The organism is Hydrogenophaga sp. UC242_50, assembly GCF_042697355.1.
GTDB lineage: Bacteria > Pseudomonadota > Gammaproteobacteria > Burkholderiales > Burkholderiaceae_C > Hydrogenophaga.
This window is the reverse complement of sequence record NZ_CP170553.1, coordinates 1,837,416-1,857,096: the sequence shown is the minus strand read 5'-3', so window position 1 is coordinate 1,857,096 and position 19,681 is coordinate 1,837,416. Positions and strand designations below refer to the sequence as shown.

Here is a 19,681-nt window from a genome sequence, read left to right as displayed (position 1 = left end):
GGCGGCGGTTTTCTTCTTCACAGTCCCCCCTCCAGGCTCAGGCCCTGCTCGGCGGCCAGGGCGTGCACCGCTTCCACGAACACGCGGGCGCGGTGCATGTAGTTGTCGAACATGTCCAGGCTGGCGCAGGCCGGCGACATCAGCACCGCATCGCCCGCGCGCGCCTGCTGCGCGCAGAGCGCGACGGCGTCGGGCAGCGTGGCGGCGTCGAGCTGGGGCACCCCGGCCTCCTGCAGCGCGTTGCCCACGGCCTCGCGGATGCGGCCGGCGTCGCGGCCGATGTAGACCACGGCGCGCGCGAAGCGGGCCAGCGGCTCGGCCAGCGGCAGGAAGTCCTGCCCCTTGCCATCGCCACCCAGGATGACGACCAGCCGGCGGTCCACGCCCAGACCGCGCACGGCCGCCAGCGTGGCACCCACATTGGTGCCCTTGCTGTCGTCGAAGTACTCGACCTCGTCGAGGATGGCCACGGGTTCCACGCGGTGCGGCTCGCCGCGGTACTCGCGCAGGCCGTGCAGCATGGGACCGAGCGCGGCGCCGGTGGACGTGGCGCAGCGCGAGCGCGGCCAGGGCGTTGGCCGCGTTGTGGCGGCCACGGATGCGCAGCGCGTCCACGGGCATGAGGCGCTGGAAATAGATCTCTTCGTCTTCTTCGGCACCACGGCCGCGCTTGCGCGTTTCGTCCAGCGCCAGGGCGCGCACCAGCCAGGCCATGCCATTGACCGATTCGATGCCCCAGTCGCCCGCGCGGGTGGGCGCGTCCAGGCCGAAGCTGGCCCAGGGGCGCGCGCTCTGCTGGCGGTTGCGGTTGCCCACTTTCACGGTCACCAGGCCGGGCTGCATGCCCATGACCAGCGGGTCGTCGCGGTTGAGCAGCATCAGGGCCTGCGCGCCGAACACCGCCTTCTTGGCCAGGGCGTAAGCGGCCATGTTGCCGTGCCAGTCCAAGTGGTCTTCGGTGAGGTTGAGCACGGTGGCCGCGGTGGGCACGCCGTCCCAGTCGCCGCCGGCGGTGCCGTCGAGCTGGAAGCTGGAGAGTTCCAGCACCCAGGCCTGGGGCAGGTGCGCCGGCTGCGGGGGCTCCACGGGCGGCGGCACGAGCTGGGTCGGGCCTTCGCCTTCTGCCTCGGCATCCGCCGGGACCACGGCTTCATCGGCCTCGTCGATCTCTGCGTCGGCGTCTTCCTCGGGCGCCGCCTCGGCTTCGACGGCCACGGGGGCCTCGGTTGCGCACCTGGGCCTGCGCTTCGGCCTGCGCCTGCGCTTCTTCGGCCGCCGCGCGTTCGTCGTCGGCCGCCTGCGCCACGGCTTCGGTGTCCAGCGCGGCGGACAGCACGTCGAGCAGGGCCGGGCCGATGTTGCCGGCCACGGCCACGTTCAGGCCGGCGCGCTGCAGCAGCAGGCCGGTGAGCGAGGTGACGGTGGTCTTGCCATTGGTGCCCGTGATGCCCAGCACCTTGGGCTTGTACGGCAGGCGCGCGCGCTGCGAGAGTTCGCGCAGGGCGCGGGCGAACAGGTCGAGCTCACCGACCACGGCCACGCCGCGCTCCGTTGCCCAGCCGAACACGCCCTGCAGCATCTCGGGCGCCAGGCCCGGGCTGCGCGCGATCAGGTTCCACTCGGCGCGCGCCAGCAGCGTGTCGTCGAATGGTCCGGCCACGAAATTCGCGTCCGGGCACTCGGCGCGCAGCACCGCCAGCTGGGGCGGCGTCTCGCGCGTGTCGGCCACGGTCACGCGCGCACCCTGGCGGACGCACCAGCGCGCCATGGCCAGGCCGGAGGCGCCCAGACCGAGGATGAGAACGGACTGCTGATTCATCGCAGCTTGAGCGTGGACAGCCCCACGAGGCACAACAGCATGGTGATGATCCAGAAGCGCACGACGACCTGCGTCTCCTTCCAGCCCTTTTTCTCGAAGTGGTGGTGCAGCGGCGCCATCTGGAACAGGCGCCGGCCCGTGCCGTAGCGCCGCTTGGTGTACTTGAACCAGCTCACCTGCAGCATCACCGACAGCGCCTCGACCACGAAGATGCCGCCCATGATGGCGAGCACGATTTCCTGGCGCACGATGACGGCGATGGTGCCCAGCGCGCCGCCCAGCGCGAGCGCGCCCACGTCGCCCATGAACACCTGCGCCGGGTGGGTGTTGAACCACAGGAAAGCCAGGCCCGCGCCGGCCATGGCGGCGCAGAAGATCAGCAACTCACCCGCGCCGGGGATGTGCGGCAGCAGCAGGTAGCGCGCGAACACCGTGTTGCCGGTGACGTAGGCGAACACGCCCAGCGCCGAGCCGACCATGACCACCGGCATGATGGCCAGGCCGTCGAGGCCGTCGGTGAGGTTGACGGCGTTGCTCGAACCGACGATGACCAGGTAGGTCATGATCACGAAACCGAACACGCCCAGCGGGTAGCTGATTTCCTTGAAGAAGGGCACCAGCAGGCCGGCCTGCGGCGGCAGGTCCACGCTGAAACCCGAACGCACCCAGGCGACGAAGAGTTCGAGCACGCGCAGGTTGCTGGACTCGGACACGCTGAACACCAGGTAGAACGCGGCCACCAGGCCGATCACCGACTGCCAGAAGTACTTTTCGCGCGAGCGCATGCCTTCCGGGTCCTTGTTGACCACCTTGCGCCAGTCGTCCACCCAGCCGATGGCACCGAAACCCAGGGTCACCAGCAGCACGATCCACACGAAGCGGTTGGTGAGGTCGAACCACAGCAGCGTGGACAGCGCGATCGAGAACAGGATGAGCACACCGCCCATGGTGGGCGTGCCGCCCTTGCTCAGGTGGGTCTGCATGGCGTACTCGCGGATCGGCTGGCCGATCTTGAGCGCGGCCAGGCGCCGGATGAAGTACGGGCCCGCGACCAGGCCGACCAGCAGCGCGGTCATGGCCGCCATCACGGCGCGGAAGGTGAGGTACTGGAACACCCGCAGGGATCCGAATTCGGGCGACAGGCCTTGCAGCCAGAGGGCCAGGCTAGGCAGCATGGGCGTTGTCCTTCTTGTCTCTTGTTTGAGCGGGGTCCAGCGCCAGCAGCGCCTGCACCACGCGTTCCATGCGCATGAAGCGCGAGCCCTTGACGAGCACGCTGCGGTACACCGGCCGGTCGTCGGTCACGGCGGCGCAGACGGCGCCAGCCAGGGCTGGCACTTCGACCCAATGAATGATTTTGGGCAGGGGCGCGCTGGCCTGGCGCATCCAGTCGCCCGCGACGTGCACGGCCTCGATGCCGCGCGCCAGGGCGTGGCGCAGCACCTCGTCGTGGAACGCCAGGCCCTGTTCGCCGACCTCGCCCATGTCGCCCAGCACCAGCAGGCGCGGCGCGGGCAGCTCGGCCAGCACGTCGATGGCGGCGCGCACCGAGTCGGGGTTGGCGTTGTAGGTGTCGTCGATCAGGGTGACGTGGCGGTCGTTCACGCGCAGCGCGAGGGCGCGCGAGCGCCCGCCCACCGGTTCGAATGCGTCCAGGCCGCGCACCACGGCGTCCAGCGGCACACCGGCGGCCAGGGCGCAGGCGGTGGCCGCCAGGGCGTTGCGCACGTTGTGGCGGCCGGCGATGCGCAGGCGCACCGAGGCTTCGCCCAGCGGAGAGACGAAGCTCAGCGCCCACGCGCCTTCGGCCCACTCGGTCTTGAGCGCCTTCACATCGGCGGCCTCGTCGCGGTCGCTGAAGGTGATGATCCGCCGCGCTCCGGCGAACTCGCGCCACAGCGGGGTGTAGGTGTCGTCGGAGGGGAACACGGCCACCCCATCGGCGCCCAGCGCCTGGATGACCTGCCCGTTCTCGCGCGCCACGGCTTCCACCGTGGCCATGAATTCCAGGTGCTCGCGCTGCGCGTTGTTGACCAGCGCCACCGTGGGCAGCGCCAGCGCGGCGAGTTCGGCGATCTCGCCCGGGTGGTTCATGCCCAGCTCCACCACCGAGAGGCGGTGCGCGGCGGTGATGCGCAGCAGGGTGAGCGGCACGCCGATGTCGTTGTTGAAGTTGCCCTGCGTGGCGTGCGCGGCCTCGCCCGCGGCGGCGCGCAGGATGGACGCGATCATCTGCGTGACCGTGGTCTTGCCGTTGCTGCCGGTCACGGCGATCAGCGGCAGGTCGAACTGACCGCGCCAGCGGCGCGCCAACTCGCCGAGCGCTCGCCGGGTGTCGGGCACTTCCACGCCGGGCAGGCCGGCCTCGGCCAGGCCCTGGTGGGCGATGGCGGCCAGCGCGCCCTGCCCTCGCGCCTGCGGCAGGAAGTCGTGCGCGTCGAAGCGCTCGCCCTTCAGCGCCACGAAGAGGTCGCCCGGCTGCAGGCTGCGGGTGTCGGTGTGCACGCGGGTGAACGGCAGATCGGGCTGGCCGACCACGCGGGCGCCGTCGAGCTGCGGCAGGAGCTGGCCCAGGGTCTTCATGCGTGGGCCCCCTGTCCGTGGCGCTGCGCGAGCGCGGCGCGCGCCTGCTGCAGATCGGAAAACGGTTTCTTCACGCCCATCACGTCCTGGTAGTCCTCGTGGCCCTTGCCGGCGATCAGCACCACGTCGCGCGCCTCGGCTCGCGCCACCGCCAGGGCGATGGCCTGGGCGCGGTCGGGTTCGACCAGTGCGGCATCCGACGAGGAGAGGCCGGCCACCATCTGGCGCAGGATCGCCATCGGGTCTTCGCTGCGCGGGTTGTCGCTGGTGAGCACCGGGCGCTGCGCCTCGCGCTCGGCGGCCGCGGCCATCAGCGGGCGCTTGCCGGCATCGCGGTCGCCGCCGCAACCCACCACCACCCAGAGCGCGCCGCCGCGCTGGCGCGCCAGCGGTTGCAGGGCCTGCAGGGCTTTTTCGAGTGCGTCGGGCGTGTGCGCGTAGTCCACCAGCACCAGCGGCTGACCAGGCTGGCCGACCGCGGCCTGCTCCATGCGGCCGGGCACGGGCGTGAGCGCGGCGCAGGCCTGCACGGCGTCGGCCAGGGGCACGCCGAGGGCGCGCGCGCTGGCCAGCACGCACAGCAGGTTGGACACGTTGTAGCGGCCCACCAGCGGCAGGCTCAGCGCGTGCTGGGCCAGGGTGCGGCCGCGCGCGTCGCGCTCGCCGATCTGCAGGGCCATGCCGCTGTCGGTGAAGGCCAGGTCCTGCGCGAACAGGCGCGCGCGCCCGTGGTGGCCGGCTTCGATGGCCACGGTCCAGAGGTCCAGCCCCCGGCGGGCGAGCGTGGCGGCCAGGTCCGCGCCGCGGGCGTCGTCGATGTTGACCACCGCGCTGGCCAGGTCCGGCCAGTCGAACAGCCCGGCCTTGGCGGTCCAGTAGGCCTCCATGCTGCCGTGGAAGTCGAGGTGGTCCTGCGTGAAATTGGTGAACACGGCCACGCGCAGTTGCGTGGCGTTGAGCCGGCCTTCGACAATGCCGATGGACGACGCCTCGATGGCGCAGGCCTTCAGGCCGGTGTCGACGAAGCGGCGCAGTTCGGCCTGCAGCATGACGGGGTCGGGCGTGGTCAGGCCGGTGGCGACCAGCGGTCGTTCCGCCTGGCCGGGCTGGGGCGGGCGCCCCATGCCCAGCGTGCCGATCACCGCGCAGGGTTTGGCGCAGAAGGACAGCAGCTGCGCCGTCCACCAGGCGGTGGAGGTCTTGCCGTTGGTGCCGGTGATGGCGCACCATGTCGAGGGCGGCGCTCGGCGTGCCGTGGAACGCGCTGGCGATCGCGCCGGCCGAGGCCTTGAGGCCTGGCACCGCCAGCACGCGTTCGTCGTCGAAGCCATAGCTTGGTGCGCCCTCGTGCTCCACCAGCGCCGCGACGGCGCCCGCCTGGAGCGCGCCCGCCACGAAGCGGCGCCCGTCGGTGGCCGCACCCGGCCAGGCCACGAAGCCATCGCCCGCACCCACGCGGCGGCTGTCGCAGTGCAGGGCACGCACGCCGCGCTCGCGCAGCCAGTCGGCCACGGCCTGGGGGTCCTGGATGGTGCGCAGCATCAGAACGACTCCTCCACCACGTGGGTGACGATCTGCGGCTTCACGTTCATGTCGGGCTGCACGCCGAGGATGCGCAAGGTCTGCTGCACAGTCTCGCTGAACACCGGCGCGGCCACCAGGCCGCCGAAGTACTGCCCGTTGCTGGGCTCGTCGATCATCACCGCGACCACGATGCGCGGCGCTTCCACCGGCGCCAAGCCCACGAACCAGCTGCGGTACTTCTTCTCGGCGTAACCCTTGCCTTCCTGCTTGTGCGCGGTGCCGCTCTTGCCGCCCACCGAATAGCCCATGGTCTGGGCGCGCGAGCCGGTGCCGCCCGGGCCGGCGGCCAGGCCGAGCATCTGGCGCACGGCGATCGAGTTCTTGGCGCTGAACACACGCACGCCGGCGGTCTGGGTGTCGGACTTCTGCAGGGTCAGGGGAATCAGCTCGCCGTCGCGCGCGAAGATGGTGTAGGCCTGCGCGAGCTGGAACAGCGAGGCCGACAGGCCGTAGCCGTAGCTCATGGTGGCCTGCTCGATCGGGCGCCACGTTTTGTAGGGACGCAGGCGGCCCGTGACCGCACCGGGGAACGGCACCTGCGGCTTCTGGCCGAAGCCGGCCTGCGCGTAGGTTTCCCACATCTCGCGCGGGCTCATCTGCATGGCCATCTTGACCGTGCCCACGTTGCTGGACTTCTGGATCACCTGGGACACGGTGAGCACGTCGTTCGGGTGCGAATCGCTGATCGTCGAGCCGCCGATGGTGATGCGGCCGGGCGCGGTGTGGATGGGGGTGTTGGGCGTGACCAGGCCCTTTTCCAGCGCCAGCGCGGCGATGAAGGGCTTCATGGTCGAACCGGGTTCGAAACTGTCGGTGAGCACGCGGTTGCGCAGCTGCTCGCCCGTCAGGTTCTGGCGCCGGTTGGGGTTGTAGCTGGGGTAGTTGCGCAGGGCCAGCACCTCGCCCGAGACCGTGTCGAGCACGATCACGCTGCCGGCGTGCGCCTTGTGCGCGAGCACCGCGTCCTTGAGCTTCTGGTACGCGAAGTACTGCACCTTGCTGTCGATGGACAGCTGCAGGTCGGGGCCGTCCACCGGCGGCACCACGTCGCGCACGTCCTCGACCACACGGCCGAGCCGGTCCTTGATCACGCGGCGCGAGCCGCTCTTGCCGGCCAGCTGCTGGTTGAACGCGAGTTCCACGCCCTCCTGGCCGATGTCTTCCACGTTGGTGAAACCCACCACGTGCGCGGCGGCCTCGCCCTCGGGGTACTGGCGCTTGTACTCGCGGCGCTGGTAGATGCCCTTGATGCCGAGCGCCGCGATCTCCTTGGCCACCGGATCGTCCACCTGGCGCTTGATCCAGACAAAGGTCTTGTCGTCATCGGCCAGGCGCTTGCGCAGGTCGGCCAGCGGCATCTCGAGCAGCTTGGCGAGCTGGCGCAGCTTGGGCTCGGCGCGGTCCACGTCTTCAGGAATCGCCCAGATGCTTTGCGCGACCACGCTGGACGCGAGGATCAGGCCGTTGCGGTCGAGCACGCGGCCGCGGTTGGCCGGCAGTTCCAGCGTGCGTGCGAAACGCACTTCGCCCTGGCGCTGGAAGAAGTCGTTGCCGAACACCTGCACGTAGGCGGCGCGGCCGGCCAGGCCCGCGAAAGCCACGGCCAGCGCGGCCACGATGAACTTGCTGCGCCACACCGGGGTGCGGCTGGCCAGCAGGGGGCTCGCGGAGTAGTTGATGCTGCGCCCCATGGTCAGCGCTCCGGCGTGGGGTTCGTTGCCGCCGGCTGCGACGGCTCGAACACGGTGACGTACTGCGTGATGCCCGGCGTCACCGGGCGCATCTGCAACTGGCGCGCGGCCAGCAGCTGCACCCGCGCCGGCGTGGCCTGGGCGCGTTTCTGCACCTGCAGTTGCTCGTGCTCGGACTCCAGCTTGCGCGCCTGGGCCTGCGAGCGGTCCAGCGCGGTGTAAAGCCGGCGCGATTCGTACTGGGTGTGCACAAGGTAGAAGGCGCTCGCGATCACGGCCGCCAGCAGCACGAGGTTCAGGCGGATCATGCCGGCGCCTCCGTGCGCTCGGCCACGCGCATGACGGCGCTGCGCGAGCGCGGATTGGCCTTGACTTCCTCGTCGGAAGGCATCACGCGCTTGAGGCCGCACAGGGCCATGGGCGCGGGTTCGGCGAAAGGCACGCGGCGGTCCACCACGGCGCGCGAATGGCGCGCCATGAACTGCTTGACCATGCGGTCTTCGAGCGAATGGAAGCTGATCACCACCAGTTTTCCTCCGGGACGCAACACGTGCAGGCTGGCCTCTAGCGCTTGTTGCAACTCTTCAAGCTCGGCGTTGATGAAAATCCGAAAAGCCTGAAATGTGCGCGTTGCAGGGTCCTTGCCCGGCTCGCGGGTTTTGACCGCGCCAGCCACGACTTCGGCCAGCTCGCTGGTGGTTCGAAAAGGGCCCCGTTCCTGTCGGCGACGATCAATCGCCTTTGCAATCGATTGAGCAAACCGTTCTTCGCCATAGTCACGAATGACCTCCGACAGGGTTGAGACCTCGGCCGTCTCCAGCCACTGAGCCACGCTCTGGCCGCGCGTGGTGTCCATGCGCATGTCCAGAGGTCCGTCGTGGCGAAAAGAAAAACCCCGTTCGGGGTCGTCGATCTGCGGGGAGCTCACGCCCAGGTCCATCAGCAGGCCGTCGGCGCTCGCATCGCCCAGTTCGCCCAGGTGGCTGAACCCCTCGTGCCGGATGGAAAAACGGCCATCGCTGGCCGCCAGTTCCTTTGCCGCCTGGACCGCCTGAGGATCTTTGTCGAAGACGGTCAGCCGCCCCTTGCGGGACAACTGCTCGAGGATCAGCCGGGAGTGGCCGCCGCGCCCGAAAGTGGCGTCGACGTAGTGCCCGTCCGGGTTGATGCCGAGGGCTTGCACAGCCTCGTTCAACAGGACGGTTTGATGGTTCCATGCGCCTTGCACCATGGCCCTTAGAAAGAGAAGTCCTTGAAGACATCGGGCATCTCGGCCTGCATGGCTTCGGCTTCCTGCGCCGCGTAGACCTGCGCGTCCCACAGCTCGAAGTAGGCGCCCATGCCCAGCAGGACCACGTCCTTGCTGATGCCGGCGCCCGCGCGCAGTTCAGGCGAGACCAGCACGCGACCGGAGGTGTCCATGTCCACGTCCATCGCATTGCCCAGAAAGATGCGCTTCCACCACTGCGCCTGCATGGGCAAGGAGGCGATGCGGTCACGGAACTGTTCCCAGGCGCTGCGGGGGAATACCATGAGGCAGCCGTGGGGGTGCTTGGTGATGGTGAGTGCCGCGCCCAGGGCGTCCCGGTGCCGGGTCGGCATGGACAGCCGGCCCTTCACATCGAGACTGAGAGAAGACGCACCCTGGAACACCGCTTTTAGCCCTTAGAAGACACTTTTCACCACTTAATTGCACTTTTTTCCACTTTATCAGGAAATACCCTGCGCGCAACGGGCCAGCTACACATTTTTTCAATGAAATCAACCACTTAGGAAGCATTTAGAAGCTTTATCGCGGTCAAAAACACATTAAAAGCAAGCACTTACAACAAGCACTGCATGTGAAGCTTCAAAACCCTGTTACATGCAGGGCTGTATGAATGATCAGGTGGGAGGAAAAAGGCTGGCGCGACGCCCGCGACACGGGGTGCGGACGGGCCGAAAGGGCACTCGGCGCGAAGCCGAGGCCCTGAGAGACTTCAGAGGATGTAGCGCGAAAGGTCTTCGTTGCGGCTGAGTTCGCCCAGGCGGGCGTCCACATAGGCCGCGTCGATGGTGATGGTCTGGCCTTGCAGGCGCGTGGCGTCGAAGCTCACCTCGTCCAGCAAATGCTCCATCACGGTGGAGAGACGGCGCGCACCGATGTTCTCGGTGCGCTCGTTCACGTCGTAGGCGATCTGCGCGAGGCGGCGGATGCCGTCGGGTGCAAAGGCCAGCGTCACGCCTTCGGTGGCCAGCAGCTCCTGGTACTGCTTCACCAGCGAGGCATGGGTCTGCGTGAGGATGGCCTCGAAGTCCTCCACCGACAGCGACTGCAGCTCGACGCGGATCGGAAAACGGCCCTGCAGTTCGGGGATCAGGTCGCTCGGCCGCGCGAGGTGGAACGCACCGCTGGCGATGAAGAGGATGTGATCGGTCTTGACCACACCGTATTTGGTGGACACCGTGGTGCCCTCCACCAGCGGCAGAAGGTCGCGCTGCACGCCCTGGCGCGACACCTCGGCCCCGCCCGCGTCGCTGCGCGAAGTGACCTTGTCGATCTCGTCGATGAACACAATGCCGTTCTGCTCGGCGTTGTGCAGCGCGCGGGTCTTGATCTCTTCCTCGTTGACCAGCTTGCCCGCCTCTTCGTCGATCAGCAGCTTCATGGCCTCGGCGATCTTGAGCTTGCGCGTCTGGCGCTTGCCGGCTCCCATCTGGCTGAACATGCCGCGCAGTTGCTCGGCCATCTCTTCCATGCCGGCCGGGCCCATGATCTCCATCGACGGCCGCGCCTCGGCCAGGTCGATCTCGATGTCGCGCTCGTCGAGCTGGCCTTCGCGCAGCTTCTTGCGGAAGTTCTGGCGTGCGATGCCCTCCGGCGTTGCGCCACGGCGGACGGCTCGCCCGCCACGCCGCGCGGCGGCGGAATGAGCACATCCAGGATGCGGTCCTCGGCGGCGTCTTCGGCGCGGGTGCGCTGCTTGCGCATCTCGACCTCTCGCGTCTGCTTGATCGCGATGTCGGCCAAGTCGCGGATGATGCTGTCCACGTCCTTGCCCACATAGCCCACCTCGGTGAACTTGGTGGCCTCGACCTTGATGAAGGGCGCATCGGCCAGTCGGGCCAGGCGGCGCGCGATCTCGGTCTTGCCCACACCGGTGGGTCCGATCATCAGGATGTTCTTGGGCGTGATCTCGGGTCGCAGCTTTTCATCGACCTGCTGGCGGCGCCAGCGGTTGCGCAAGGCGATGGCCACGGCGCGCTTGGCGCCCTTCTGGCCGATGATGAAACGGTCGAGTTCGGAAACGATTTCCTGGGGCGTCATGGAGGACATTACAAAACCTCCACGGTGTGGTTCATGTTGGTGTAGATGCACAGCTCGCCCGCGATCGCGAGCGACTTGCGCACCACCTCTTCCGCGCTGAGGTCGGTGTGGTCGATCAGGGCCTTGGCCGCGGCCTGCGCGTAAGCGCCGCCCGAGCCAAATGGCCACGATGCCGTGCTCGGGTTCGAGCACGTCGCCGTTGCCGGTGATGATCAGCGAAGCGCTGTGATCGGCCACCGCGAGCATGGCCTCCAAGCGGCGCAGCACGCGGTCGGTGCGCCAGTCGCGCGTGAGTTCGATGGCCGCGCGCACCAGGTGGCCCTGGTGCTTCTCGAGCTTGGCTTCGAAGCGCTCGAACAATGTAAAGGCGTCGGCGGTGGCGCCGGCAAAACCCGCGAGCACCTGGTCGCGGTAGAGCTTGCGCACCTTGCGGGCCGTGCCCTTGACGACGATGTGGCCCAGCGTGACCTGGCCGTCACCGCCGATGGCGACCTGCACGCCCTGGGGTGTCTCGCGCCGCACGCAGACGATGGTGGTTCCGTGAAATGATTCCATGGCGCTTCAGTTGAGGACGGTCTGTGCGATTGCAACGGCGGCGCGCGCGTTTGTGCAACAGAAATGCAAGGAGGGCCGGCAGCGGCCTCGGTCAGTCGATGCGGACGACCACCTTGGCGTATTCAGTGATGCCGATCACGTGGAAGAACGCCGACACCAGTCGGTGCGCGTCCACGAACTGCACCACACGCCCTTCGGCATGGTGGTTCGACACCCAGTTGAGCAAGGTGCCCGCGGCCGAAAAGTCGACCCGGATCAGGTTGCGGCAGGAAATGATGAGCACGTCGGCGCCCTTGAGCTTGCGCTCCAGCGCTTCGAGCGTGACCTGCGGATCGCCTCGGATCTCGCCCGAGAGCTCGACCAGACCCAGTTGGCTGTAGTCACCCGCTTCGCTGTCAAGCACCGATTCGCTGTGCGGGAAGCCCGACGCCACCTGCTCCAGCACGGACTCGCCCAGCACCGATTGGCCGGCCTCGCCGGGCCTGTCCGCCGACTGCGACGAGTAGTAGCAGCGCGGCTTTTCCCAACCCGGTGGCGACACCTCGTAGGTCACGCAGAAATCGAGCGCGGTGAGTTCGAACTCGTCCGGCCGGTTCATGACGCGCAGCACCGCCATGCGCAACTCCCACCAGAGCTGTTCGACGTCGCGGCGGCCCGAGGGCGTCTGGCTCTTGAGCAAGTCCCGGAACGGCGACGACCCCTGGAAGCGCAACTCCACTTCCTGGTCGCCCCACAAGGTGAAGATGCCCAGCAGCGCGCGCGCCGCCTTGAGATCCATGCTTTCGAGCGGCGTCCAGTCGAGCACCCAGGGCTGTGCCGCGCGCAACAGCACGTTCTGCAGGGTGCCCACCGCGTGCGCGTCCAGTTCCGGCTCGCTCACCCACACCGCGCGGTTGTGGCCGGTGGAGGGCACATAGACCTTGCCGGTCATGCCGGCCACGGTCTCGGGCATGTCGTACCACTGGGGCGCGGAACGGCTGAAGCGGTTGACGAAATCCACCGCGCGGCTCTCGAAGGGGGCGAGCTGTCCCGTGGCGCGGTACAGGTCGAACAGGGCCAGCCAGTCTTCCTTTTCGTCGGCTTTGGCGCCCCCCTCACCCAAGACCTCCAGCAGGCCCTGCTCCGCCCCGGCGTCGTCGCCGTTGGCAAAACGGATCGCGGCCTCCTCCACTTCGGGGTCCTGCGCGATCTCCTGCACATCCAGGGCGTAGAAATGCGAGGCCGAGAACTCCTGGCCCGAACTGCGGTGCTCGTTCGTGGCCGTGGGCGCCACCAAGCCGGTGCGCGCAGGCGGCTGTGGAGGCGGCGGCGGGGCGGCGGACGCCACCTCGCGTTCCTGCGCCGGGCTCCAGCTCTTGCGCAGGGCAGCGGGTGCCGAGGCGGACTCCGGGATGTTCAGCACCGGGATGTCCAGCGACTGCACCGTCGCAGGCGCGGAGGCGGTCGGATTGGGCAAGGGACCGGGTTCGGTCTCGTCGTACTGCGCCTTGCGCTGCCGGACGCTGGACTCGGGCACGCTGGGCGCCAGGGGCACCTGCTTGGATTTGGCGGAGGCAAGGTTGCCAGGGCCGTGGGTGCCGGTGTTCAGGCCGGAGCCGGTGCTGACCAGGGAATCGGGCCCCTTGGTCTTCCACCACTGCATCGACATCTGGGCCTCGATCTCATCGATCTTCTTCAGGGTCTCGGCCCGGTCGTCCGGCTTGGACGGCAGGCTGCTCTGGAAGAACGAAGGACGCATGCCGGGCCCTTCGGCCCCGGTGCCCTCGCGGCTGCGGATCTTGCGCAGCATGTCGAACTCGCGCTTGCGCACGAAGTCGTTGCGCCGCTTGCGCTCGATCATTTCCTTGAGCGCGGCCTTGCTGTACTCGCTCTCGCGATCGGCCGTCCGGGTGTCCAGGTCCGACCAGCTGGTGGTCGGATGGCGCACGAACTTCACCACCTTGGACAGGAAGCCGCCGCTGGAGTCGTCCTTGGACATGGAAAGTCGGTACCGGAAATGAAACGGAAACTGAAACGAACGGCGAGGAACTGGGCTCAGTCCCCGAACATCTTCTGCTTGAGCTCCCGGCGCTGCTGGGCTTCGAGCGAAAGGCTGGCGGTGGGCCGGGCCATCAGGCGACCGACACCGATGGGCTCGCCGGTTTCTTCGCAGTAACCGTAGTCGCCGGAGTCGATGCGCGCGATCGCCTGTTCGATCTTCTTCAGCAGTTTGCGTTCCCGGTCCCGGGTGCGCAATTCGAGCGCGTGTTCTTCTTCGATCGTCGCGCGGTCGGCCGGATCGGGCACGACCACAGTGTCTTCGCGCAGGTGCTCGGTGGTTTCGCCAGCGTTGGCCAGCATGTCGGCCTTGAGCTGGGACAGCTTGCGACGGAAGTAGGCCAGCTGCAGGTCGCTCATGTACTCACTGTCGGGCATGGCTTGCACGTCCAGGTCGGTGAGTTGCTCGACCGGCAGGGTCTTCCAGTTGTTGGCCCGCTTGGGGTCTTTCTGGATGGAGGATGGCACGGGAGGGGTCATGACGGCACGTTGATTCATATGGGAGAAAGTCGCTTTGACAGCGTCTGGGGCGTGGGTGGGGACCACGGCGGCCTGCGTCATCTGCTCCATCATGACCTTTTTGGCCGCCCGCTTGCCCAGAGGGCGAGGGGTGGGCTCCACCACGACCGGTGGGGGAGCCGCCGGGCGCTTGGCGCTGGAAGGTTTGGAAGCAGGGGCTGCGGCAGGCGCGGCCTTGGGAACCGAAGGGGTCACGGAGGATACAGCCGCTTTGGCAGCGGACTGGGTCGTTGCTTTGGGGGCGGCCTTGGCCGCCGGTTTGACCGCAGGGGTGGCCGCCTTCACCGGCGCGCGCGCGGCGGTTTTGGCGGGCGTGGCCTTGGGGGCGGGTGACTTCTTGGCCACCACCGCCTTGCCCTTGGCGACCGCCTTGACCGCTGCCTTCACCACCGGCTTGGCCGGGGTCTTGGCTTTGGCGGCAGGCTTCGCGTCGGTCTTGGCGGGGGTTTTCAGAGGGGTCTTGGCAACGGTTTTGACCGCGGCCTTGGCCGACGGGTTTGGAGGGTTTGGCTGCGGGCTTGGCGGCCGTTTTCTGGGTTTTGGCCACCGTTGTGGTCTTTTCGCCGCCGACGCGCGTGCCTTGGCTCCCGACGCGGCGGGTTTGCCTGATTTCGCTGTCCTGGTTGCCGGGGCTTTCACAACGGGTCTCCTCTCAGTGACTGACGAAGCGGGATCTCGGGCGGTGCGCTGCGGCGGGCTGGGCCCGAGATGCATCACGGTGGGCCGCCGGATGCGACGTTATACCCTCATTGCCGAACGGCTCTCGGCATTGGTCGATCGGTGCCCGCAAAGGCGGCCGGCCGGCCAACTTGGGCCGCGATTGTAACGAGCCCCCGCCTGTTCCTCCCGGAATCCCGCACCGGGGCCCGGGCCCGTCGTTGGAGAAGCGAGACAAACGGCACGTTCAGCTCCGATCGGAACGGGGGGCTAAGGGGTCACGGCCCATCGCCATCATCAGACCAGGCTCTGGTCCAGGCCCTGCACCAGGATGTCCTTGGGCAGGTCGATGCCGATGAAGACCATCTTGCTGGTGCGCGGCTCGCCTTCGGCCCACACGGGCCCGAGGTCGCTGCCCATGAGCTGGTGCACACCCTGGAAGATCACCTTGCGGTCGGTGCCCTGCATGTGCAGCACGCCCTTATAGCGCAGCATGCGCGGTCCATACACCTGCACGATCGCGCCCAGGAAGTCTTCGAGCTTTTCCGGGCTGAACGGGCGCGTGGCGCGGTAGACGAAGCTTTTCACATCGTCGTCGTGGTGGTGATGGTGGCACTGCCACCGTGGTCGTGCTGGTGCGAGGGGTGGTTGCAGTGCTCATCGTGCTCGTGGTCATGGTGCTCGTGCGCATGGTCGTCGTGGCCATGGTCGTGCGCGTGATCGTGGTCATCGACCTTGAGGAAGTCGGGGTCGATGTCGAGCTTGGCGTTGAGGTTGAAGCCGCGCAGGTCGAACACTTCCTTGAGCGCCACGTCGCCGAAATGCACCGGGCGCATGGGAGCGCGCGGGTTCATGTGCTTGAGGCGGTGCGTGAGGGCGCCCAGGTCTTCCTCGCTCACGAGGTCGGACTTGCTGATGAAGATCTGGTCGGCAAAGCCGACCTGGCGGCGGGCTTCCTGGCGTTCGTTGAGTTGTTCGGCCGCGTGCTTGGCGTCGACCAGCGTGAGGATGGAGTCCAGCAGGTACTGCTCGGCAATCTCGTCGTCCATGAAGAAGGTCTGGGCCACCGGGCCCGGATCGGCCAGGCCGGTGGTTTCGATGACCACGCGCTCGAAGTCGAGTTCGCCCTTGCGCTTTTTCTGTGCGAGGTCCTGCAGGGTGGCGCGCAGGTCGTCGCGGATGGTGCAGCAGAATGCAGCCGTTGCTCATCTGGATGATGTTTTCGGTGGTGTCGGCCACCAGGATTTCGTTGTCGATGTTCTCTTCACCGAACTCGTTTTCGACCACGGCGATCTTCTGGCCGTGTGCCTCGCTGAGCACGCGCTTGAGCAGCGTGGTTTTCCCAGAGCCGAGGAAGCCGGTGAGGATGGTCGCGGGGATGAGTGACATGGCAGGCGCTGGCAGATGAGGGGGTGGCGAAATGGGCAACCGGGAAGTGTATGCCACCCTCGCGTTTTATGCCTCTTTCGGGATATGCAAAAAACAGGCCTGATGGGGTTGCTTTCCTCGGTTTCGCTCCACCCGACCCACTACAAAATTTGGCGCGCCCTCGGTGGTGTGCCTGCGCTGCTTGCGGGACGGTGGCGATGCCCGAATGCGCAGGCCCCCATTCGCGGTTGCCACAGAGGCTGCGTGCCAACCTGGTGTTGACGAGGGGGTTGCGATGGACCCGGGCAGTCACCCGCGAGCAGGGCCGGAGCAGTCGGGCATCGCCACCGGCCCGACGCGAGGTCTCAACAAGAAAGAAGAACTCAGGGCCGCAGATAAACAAAGCCTTCACGCGCCTGCAGCCGGGCCACCTCGGCCACGCCAGAAGGCACGATCTTGGCTTCCATGGCCACCTTGCCCGGATCGATGTTGCGCGACACCAAAGTGTTGTTGCAGACAAAGAAGCCGACCCCCTTGGCAGACAGGTCGCCGATCGCCCCGGAGAACGGCTGGCCGGCCGTGTTGTTGGCGCCGTCCAGCAGGAAATCGATGCCCGCACCGTGCGTCACCACCACGATCTTGGCCGTGGGGTCCGCCGCCAGGTGGTTGCGGATGTTCTGAATCGCGCGCGTGGCCTGCGGGATGCCGTCGCTCAGGTGGTAGACCACCTTGACGGCCGGCTGGGTCTGGGCCTGGGCATTTGCCTGCAGGGACGTCGCCAGCACGGCCCCTAGCATCAGGGTCTTGAGCACGGCGAGGAACTTGAACATGAAGGTCTCCGGAAGATTGAAATGGAACGGTCGCTCGGGGCGGTGCAGCATCCTACAAGCAATGCCCCGGGCCAGGGCCACCAGGGGGCATGCTTCAGCGTGAACGCGGGGTGCGCGGCACCGGCGCCACAGGCTGGCCGGTCAGCGGCTCGGGCGCCTGGCCGGCCCGGCTGCCCGCGCGCGGATGCGCCGCGTCGTACACCTGCGCGAGATGCTGGAAATCGAGCCGGGTGTACACCTGCGTGGTGCTGATGCTCGCGTGGCCCAACAGCTCCTGCACCGCCCGCAGGTCGCCGCTGGACTGCAGCACGTGGCTCGCGAACGAGTGCCGCAGCATGTGCGGGTGCACCGGCGTGGACAACCCGGCCAGCAGGGAGCGGCGCTTGAGCCGCACACGGATGTGCTGCGGCGTCAGCCGCTGGCCGCGCGAACCGATGAACAGGGCGGGGTCTTCGCCGGCCCAGGCCGCGCGCTGCGCCAGCCACGCCGCGAGCGCCGCCAGCGCCTGGCGCCCCACCGGCACGCTGCGCCGCTTGGAGCCCTTGCCCAGCACGTGGGCCTCACCGTCCTGCGCATCGATCCAGCCGCGCGCGCTGCCACTGGCGGCCACGTCCAGCCCCACCAGCTCGCCGATGCGCAGGCCGCAGCCGTACAGCAACTCGGTGATGCACGCGTCGCGTGCTTCCAGGGCCGGGTCGTCCGACGCCTCCTGGTGCGAAGCCAGCTGCACCGCATCGTCCACTCCCAAAGCCTTGGGCAGCGGCTTGCCGGCCTTGGGCGCGCGCACGTCCTGCACCGGGTTGTGATCCACGAGGCCCTGGCGGCCCAGCCACACATAAAAGCCGCGCCACCCCGAAAGGATCAGCGCGATACCGCGCGCGCTGCGCCCGGCACCATGCATCTGCGCGATCCAGCGGCGGATGTGGGCATTCTGAACGGCTTTGAGGGCCACACCGGCCTCGCGGGCATGGGCCGTCAAACGCTCCAGATCGAGCGTGTACAGGATGACGGTGCGGTCCGCCAGCCGCTTTTCCACCCGGACGTGGTTCAGGTAGGCCTGCACCAGCGCGGCATCGCCGCCCGTCCCCGTCGGGCCAGCCAGGGTGCGCTCGGGCAGGTTCATGGGCGCCAGAATCAGTACGGGGGGCGCAGGCGCGACAGGGCCGCGCTGGTCAGCTCACCGATGCGTTCGAGGAAGTCGGTGCCCATGTCGGGCGCGAAGCGCTTGGTGTCGGGTGAGGCCAGCACCAGCAGGCCAAAGGCTTGCGGCGCGATGCCCGCGCGCAGGGGAATCAGGGCCAGCGAGGCGGCCGAGGCCGAGTCGGCCAGCCACTGCGCCGCCTCCAGCCCCGGGTTGGCTCCGCAGTACGGGCGCATGAGCGACGAGGCAAACGCCTTCACGTCGTCGCTGGCACCCTGGGCGAAGGCTTCCTCCACGTACGCGGGCTCCACGTCCCAGACCTTGATCGCCACCTGTGGCACCAGGAAATGGTCGGCGATGGCCTTCGTGGTGACCTCGGGCAGCTCGCGCGCGTCGCGGGTCAGCAGCAGCTCGCGCGTCCAGCGTTGCAGCTTGTCGGCGATCACGGTGTTCTCGTTGCCGTGGCGGATCATCTCCGCGCCCTTGAGCTCCAGGCCCCGGATCTTCTCGCGCAGCATCTCGGCCTGGCGCTCCTGCAAGCTCACCGCGCGCTGGCCGTGCGGGCTGGTCAGTTGCACCGCCGCCAGCAGGCTCGCGTGGCGCTCGAAGAAGTCGGGTGTGTTCGCCAAATAGTTGGCGATGTCGTCTTCGGTGATCGGCGGGATGTGGTTGGCGTTCATGGCGTGTGCGGTTCGGTGGCGGGGTCAGGCGAGGTCGGGAATGTCGATCTCACCGTCGAAAACGGTGGTGGCGGGGCCGGTCATGAAAACCGGCTGGTCGTGGGCGGGGGTGTCCTTCCACTCGATGGTGAGCACGCCGCCCCGGGTGTGCACGTCCACCCGCTCGTCGAGCAGGCCCAGCCGGATGCCGGCCACCACGGCGGCGCAGGCGCCCGTGCCGCAGGCCAGGGTCTCGCCCGCGCCGCGCTCGTGCACGCGCAGGCGCACCTCGCTGCGGCTGACCACCTGCAGGAAACCGGCGTTGACACGGCGGGGAAAGCGTTCGTGCGTTTCGATCCAGGGTCCCCAGGACGGCACTGGGGCGGCCTGCACGTCGTCCACCAGCAGCACCGCGTGCGGGTTGCCCATGGAAAGCACGGCCACCGGCACATCGCCGGCATAGGGCAGCGCCAGCGGCCAGCGTTCGAAGCCGCCCATGGGCTCGGGCGTGAGGCCCTCGGCGTTGAAAGGCACGCGATCGAGCGCGAACACCGGGGGGCTCATGTCCACCGTCACGCGGCCATCGGTGTGCATCTTCAGTTCCAGCTCGGCGTTCATCACCTTCACGCGCAGCGGGTTCTTCGCGCTCAGGCCTTTGTCGTGCACGTAGCGCACGAAGCAGCGCGCGCCGTTGCCGCATTGCTCCACCTGGCCGCCATCGGCGTTGTGGATCACGTACTCGAAGTCCAGCCCGCGCCCGGGCGAAGCGCGCACGCTGAGGATCTGGTCGGCACCAACACCAAAGTGGCGGTCGGCCAGAAAGCGGTACTGCGCGGCGCTCAGGCCCAGGCGGCCTCGCGTCTCGTCAAGCACGACGAAATCGTTGCCGGCGCCCTGCATCTTGGTGAATCGGATGTGCATCGCCATCGAT

12 protein-coding genes and 5 pseudogenes are annotated in these 19,681 nt (G+C 68.1%); all 17 read right to left on the bottom strand.

Annotated features, from left to right (window positions below; translation table 11 throughout):
* Positions 1-17: 17 nt before the first annotated feature.
* The 17 genes and pseudogenes from murD to dapF all read right to left on the bottom strand — a co-directional run bounded on the left by murD (position 18) and on the right by dapF (position 19,671).
* A pseudogene (murD, locus tag ACFJGX_RS09540) lies at positions 18-1,819 on the bottom strand (UDP-N-acetylmuramoyl-L-alanine--D-glutamate ligase).
* Entirely contained in the window at positions 1,816-2,994 is a 1,179-nt protein-coding gene (gene mraY / locus ACFJGX_RS09535; RefSeq protein WP_382154568.1) for a phospho-N-acetylmuramoyl-pentapeptide-transferase, read from the bottom strand. Before mraY ends, murD begins: the two are co-directional and overlap by 4 nt.
* On the bottom strand, positions 2,984-4,402 hold the full coding sequence (murF, locus tag ACFJGX_RS09530; RefSeq protein WP_382321743.1) for a UDP-N-acetylmuramoyl-tripeptide--D-alanyl-D-alanine ligase: 1,419 nt from the start codon (positions 4,400-4,402) through the stop codon (positions 2,984-2,986). Before murF ends, mraY begins: the two co-directional genes overlap by 11 nt.
* Positions 4,399-5,944, bottom strand: a pseudogene (locus tag ACFJGX_RS09525) (UDP-N-acetylmuramoyl-L-alanyl-D-glutamate--2,6-diaminopimelate ligase). Before ACFJGX_RS09525 ends, murF begins: the two are co-directional and overlap by 4 nt.
* Complete coding sequence (locus ACFJGX_RS09520; protein WP_382328277.1) at positions 5,944-7,677, bottom strand: peptidoglycan D,D-transpeptidase FtsI family protein; 1,734 nt, start codon at positions 7,675-7,677, stop codon at positions 5,944-5,946. Before ACFJGX_RS09520 ends, ACFJGX_RS09525 begins: the two are co-directional and overlap by 1 nt.
* A 2-nt stretch (positions 7,678-7,679) precedes the next feature.
* On the bottom strand, positions 7,680-7,985 hold the full coding sequence (ftsL, locus tag ACFJGX_RS09515) for a cell division protein FtsL (RefSeq protein WP_291118087.1): 306 nt from the start codon (positions 7,983-7,985) through the stop codon (positions 7,680-7,682).
* Entirely contained in the window at positions 7,982-8,908 is a 927-nt protein-coding gene (rsmH, locus tag ACFJGX_RS09510) for a 16S rRNA (cytosine(1402)-N(4))-methyltransferase RsmH (protein WP_382154556.1), read from the bottom strand. Before rsmH ends, ftsL begins: the two co-directional genes overlap by 4 nt.
* A gap of 5 nt (positions 8,909-8,913) precedes the next feature.
* Positions 8,914-9,330, bottom strand: coding sequence for a division/cell wall cluster transcriptional repressor MraZ (gene mraZ, locus ACFJGX_RS09505; RefSeq protein WP_382321746.1), 417 nt, complete (start codon positions 9,328-9,330; stop codon positions 8,914-8,916).
* A gap of 326 nt (positions 9,331-9,656) precedes the next feature.
* Positions 9,657-10,993 (bottom strand): annotated as a pseudogene (gene hslU, locus ACFJGX_RS09500) (ATP-dependent protease ATPase subunit HslU).
* Positions 10,993-11,539 (bottom strand): annotated as a pseudogene (gene hslV / locus ACFJGX_RS09495) (ATP-dependent protease subunit HslV). Before hslV ends, hslU begins: the two co-directional pseudogenes overlap by 1 nt.
* A 91-nt stretch (positions 11,540-11,630) precedes the next feature.
* Positions 11,631-13,517, bottom strand: coding sequence for an STAS domain-containing protein (locus ACFJGX_RS09490; RefSeq protein WP_382321752.1), 1,887 nt, complete (start codon positions 13,515-13,517; stop codon positions 11,631-11,633).
* A gap of 56 nt (positions 13,518-13,573) precedes the next feature.
* Entirely contained in the window at positions 13,574-14,734 is a 1,161-nt protein-coding gene (gene dksA, locus ACFJGX_RS09485) for an RNA polymerase-binding protein DksA (RefSeq protein ID WP_382328275.1), read from the bottom strand.
* Positions 14,735-15,049: 315 nt separating this feature from the next.
* Positions 15,050-16,141, bottom strand: a pseudogene (locus tag ACFJGX_RS09480) (CobW family GTP-binding protein).
* 362 nt (positions 16,142-16,503) lie between these two features.
* Positions 16,504-16,950 (bottom strand): DsrE family protein, encoded by a 447-nt coding sequence (locus ACFJGX_RS09475; RefSeq protein WP_291117861.1) that lies wholly within the window; start codon positions 16,948-16,950, stop codon positions 16,504-16,506.
* A 94-nt stretch (positions 16,951-17,044) separates the two neighbouring features.
* Entirely contained in the window at positions 17,045-18,073 is a 1,029-nt protein-coding gene (locus ACFJGX_RS09470) for a tyrosine recombinase XerC (RefSeq protein WP_382321762.1), read from the bottom strand.
* A gap of 11 nt (positions 18,074-18,084) precedes the next feature.
* A complete protein-coding gene (locus ACFJGX_RS09465) occupies positions 18,085-18,771 on the bottom strand; it encodes a DUF484 family protein (RefSeq protein WP_382328274.1) in 687 nt (228 codons plus the stop codon).
* Between the two features lie 24 nt (positions 18,772-18,795).
* Entirely contained in the window at positions 18,796-19,671 is an 876-nt protein-coding gene (dapF, locus tag ACFJGX_RS09460; protein ID WP_382321765.1) for a diaminopimelate epimerase, read from the bottom strand.
* Between the last annotated feature and the right edge of the window lie 10 nt (positions 19,672-19,681).

What these genes read in the sequence shown, in the direction of transcription:
- murF (WP_382321743.1), bottom strand. Translation starts at nt 4,402, where the DNA reads ATGAAGACCCTGGGCCAGCTCCTGCCGCAGCTCGACGGCGCCCGCGTG.
- ACFJGX_RS09475 (WP_291117861.1), bottom strand. Translation starts at nt 16,950, where the DNA reads ATGTTCAAGTTCCTCGCCGTGCTCAAGACCCTGATGCTAGGGGCCGTG.
- ACFJGX_RS09490 (WP_382321752.1), bottom strand. Translation starts at nt 13,517, where the DNA reads ATGTCCAAGGACGACTCCAGCGGCGGCTTCCTGTCCAAGGTGGTGAAG.
- ftsL (WP_291118087.1), bottom strand. Translation starts at nt 7,985, where the DNA reads ATGATCCGCCTGAACCTCGTGCTGCTGGCGGCCGTGATCGCGAGCGCC.
- ACFJGX_RS09470 (WP_382321762.1), bottom strand. Translation starts at nt 18,073, where the DNA reads ATGAACCTGCCCGAGCGCACCCTGGCTGGCCCGACGGGGACGGGCGGC.
- rsmH (WP_382154556.1), bottom strand. Translation starts at nt 8,908, where the DNA reads ATGGTGCAAGGCGCATGGAACCATCAAACCGTCCTGTTGAACGAGGCT.
- ACFJGX_RS09520 (WP_382328277.1), bottom strand. Translation starts at nt 7,677, where the DNA reads ATGGGGCGCAGCATCAACTACTCCGCGAGCCCCCTGCTGGCCAGCCGC.
- ACFJGX_RS09465 (WP_382328274.1), bottom strand. Translation starts at nt 18,771, where the DNA reads ATGAACGCCAACCACATCCCGCCGATCACCGAAGACGACATCGCCAAC.
- mraY (WP_382154568.1), bottom strand. Translation starts at nt 2,994, where the DNA reads ATGCTGCCTAGCCTGGCCCTCTGGCTGCAAGGCCTGTCGCCCGAATTC.
- dapF (WP_382321765.1), bottom strand. Translation starts at nt 19,671, where the DNA reads ATGCACATCCGATTCACCAAGATGCAGGGCGCCGGCAACGATTTCGTC.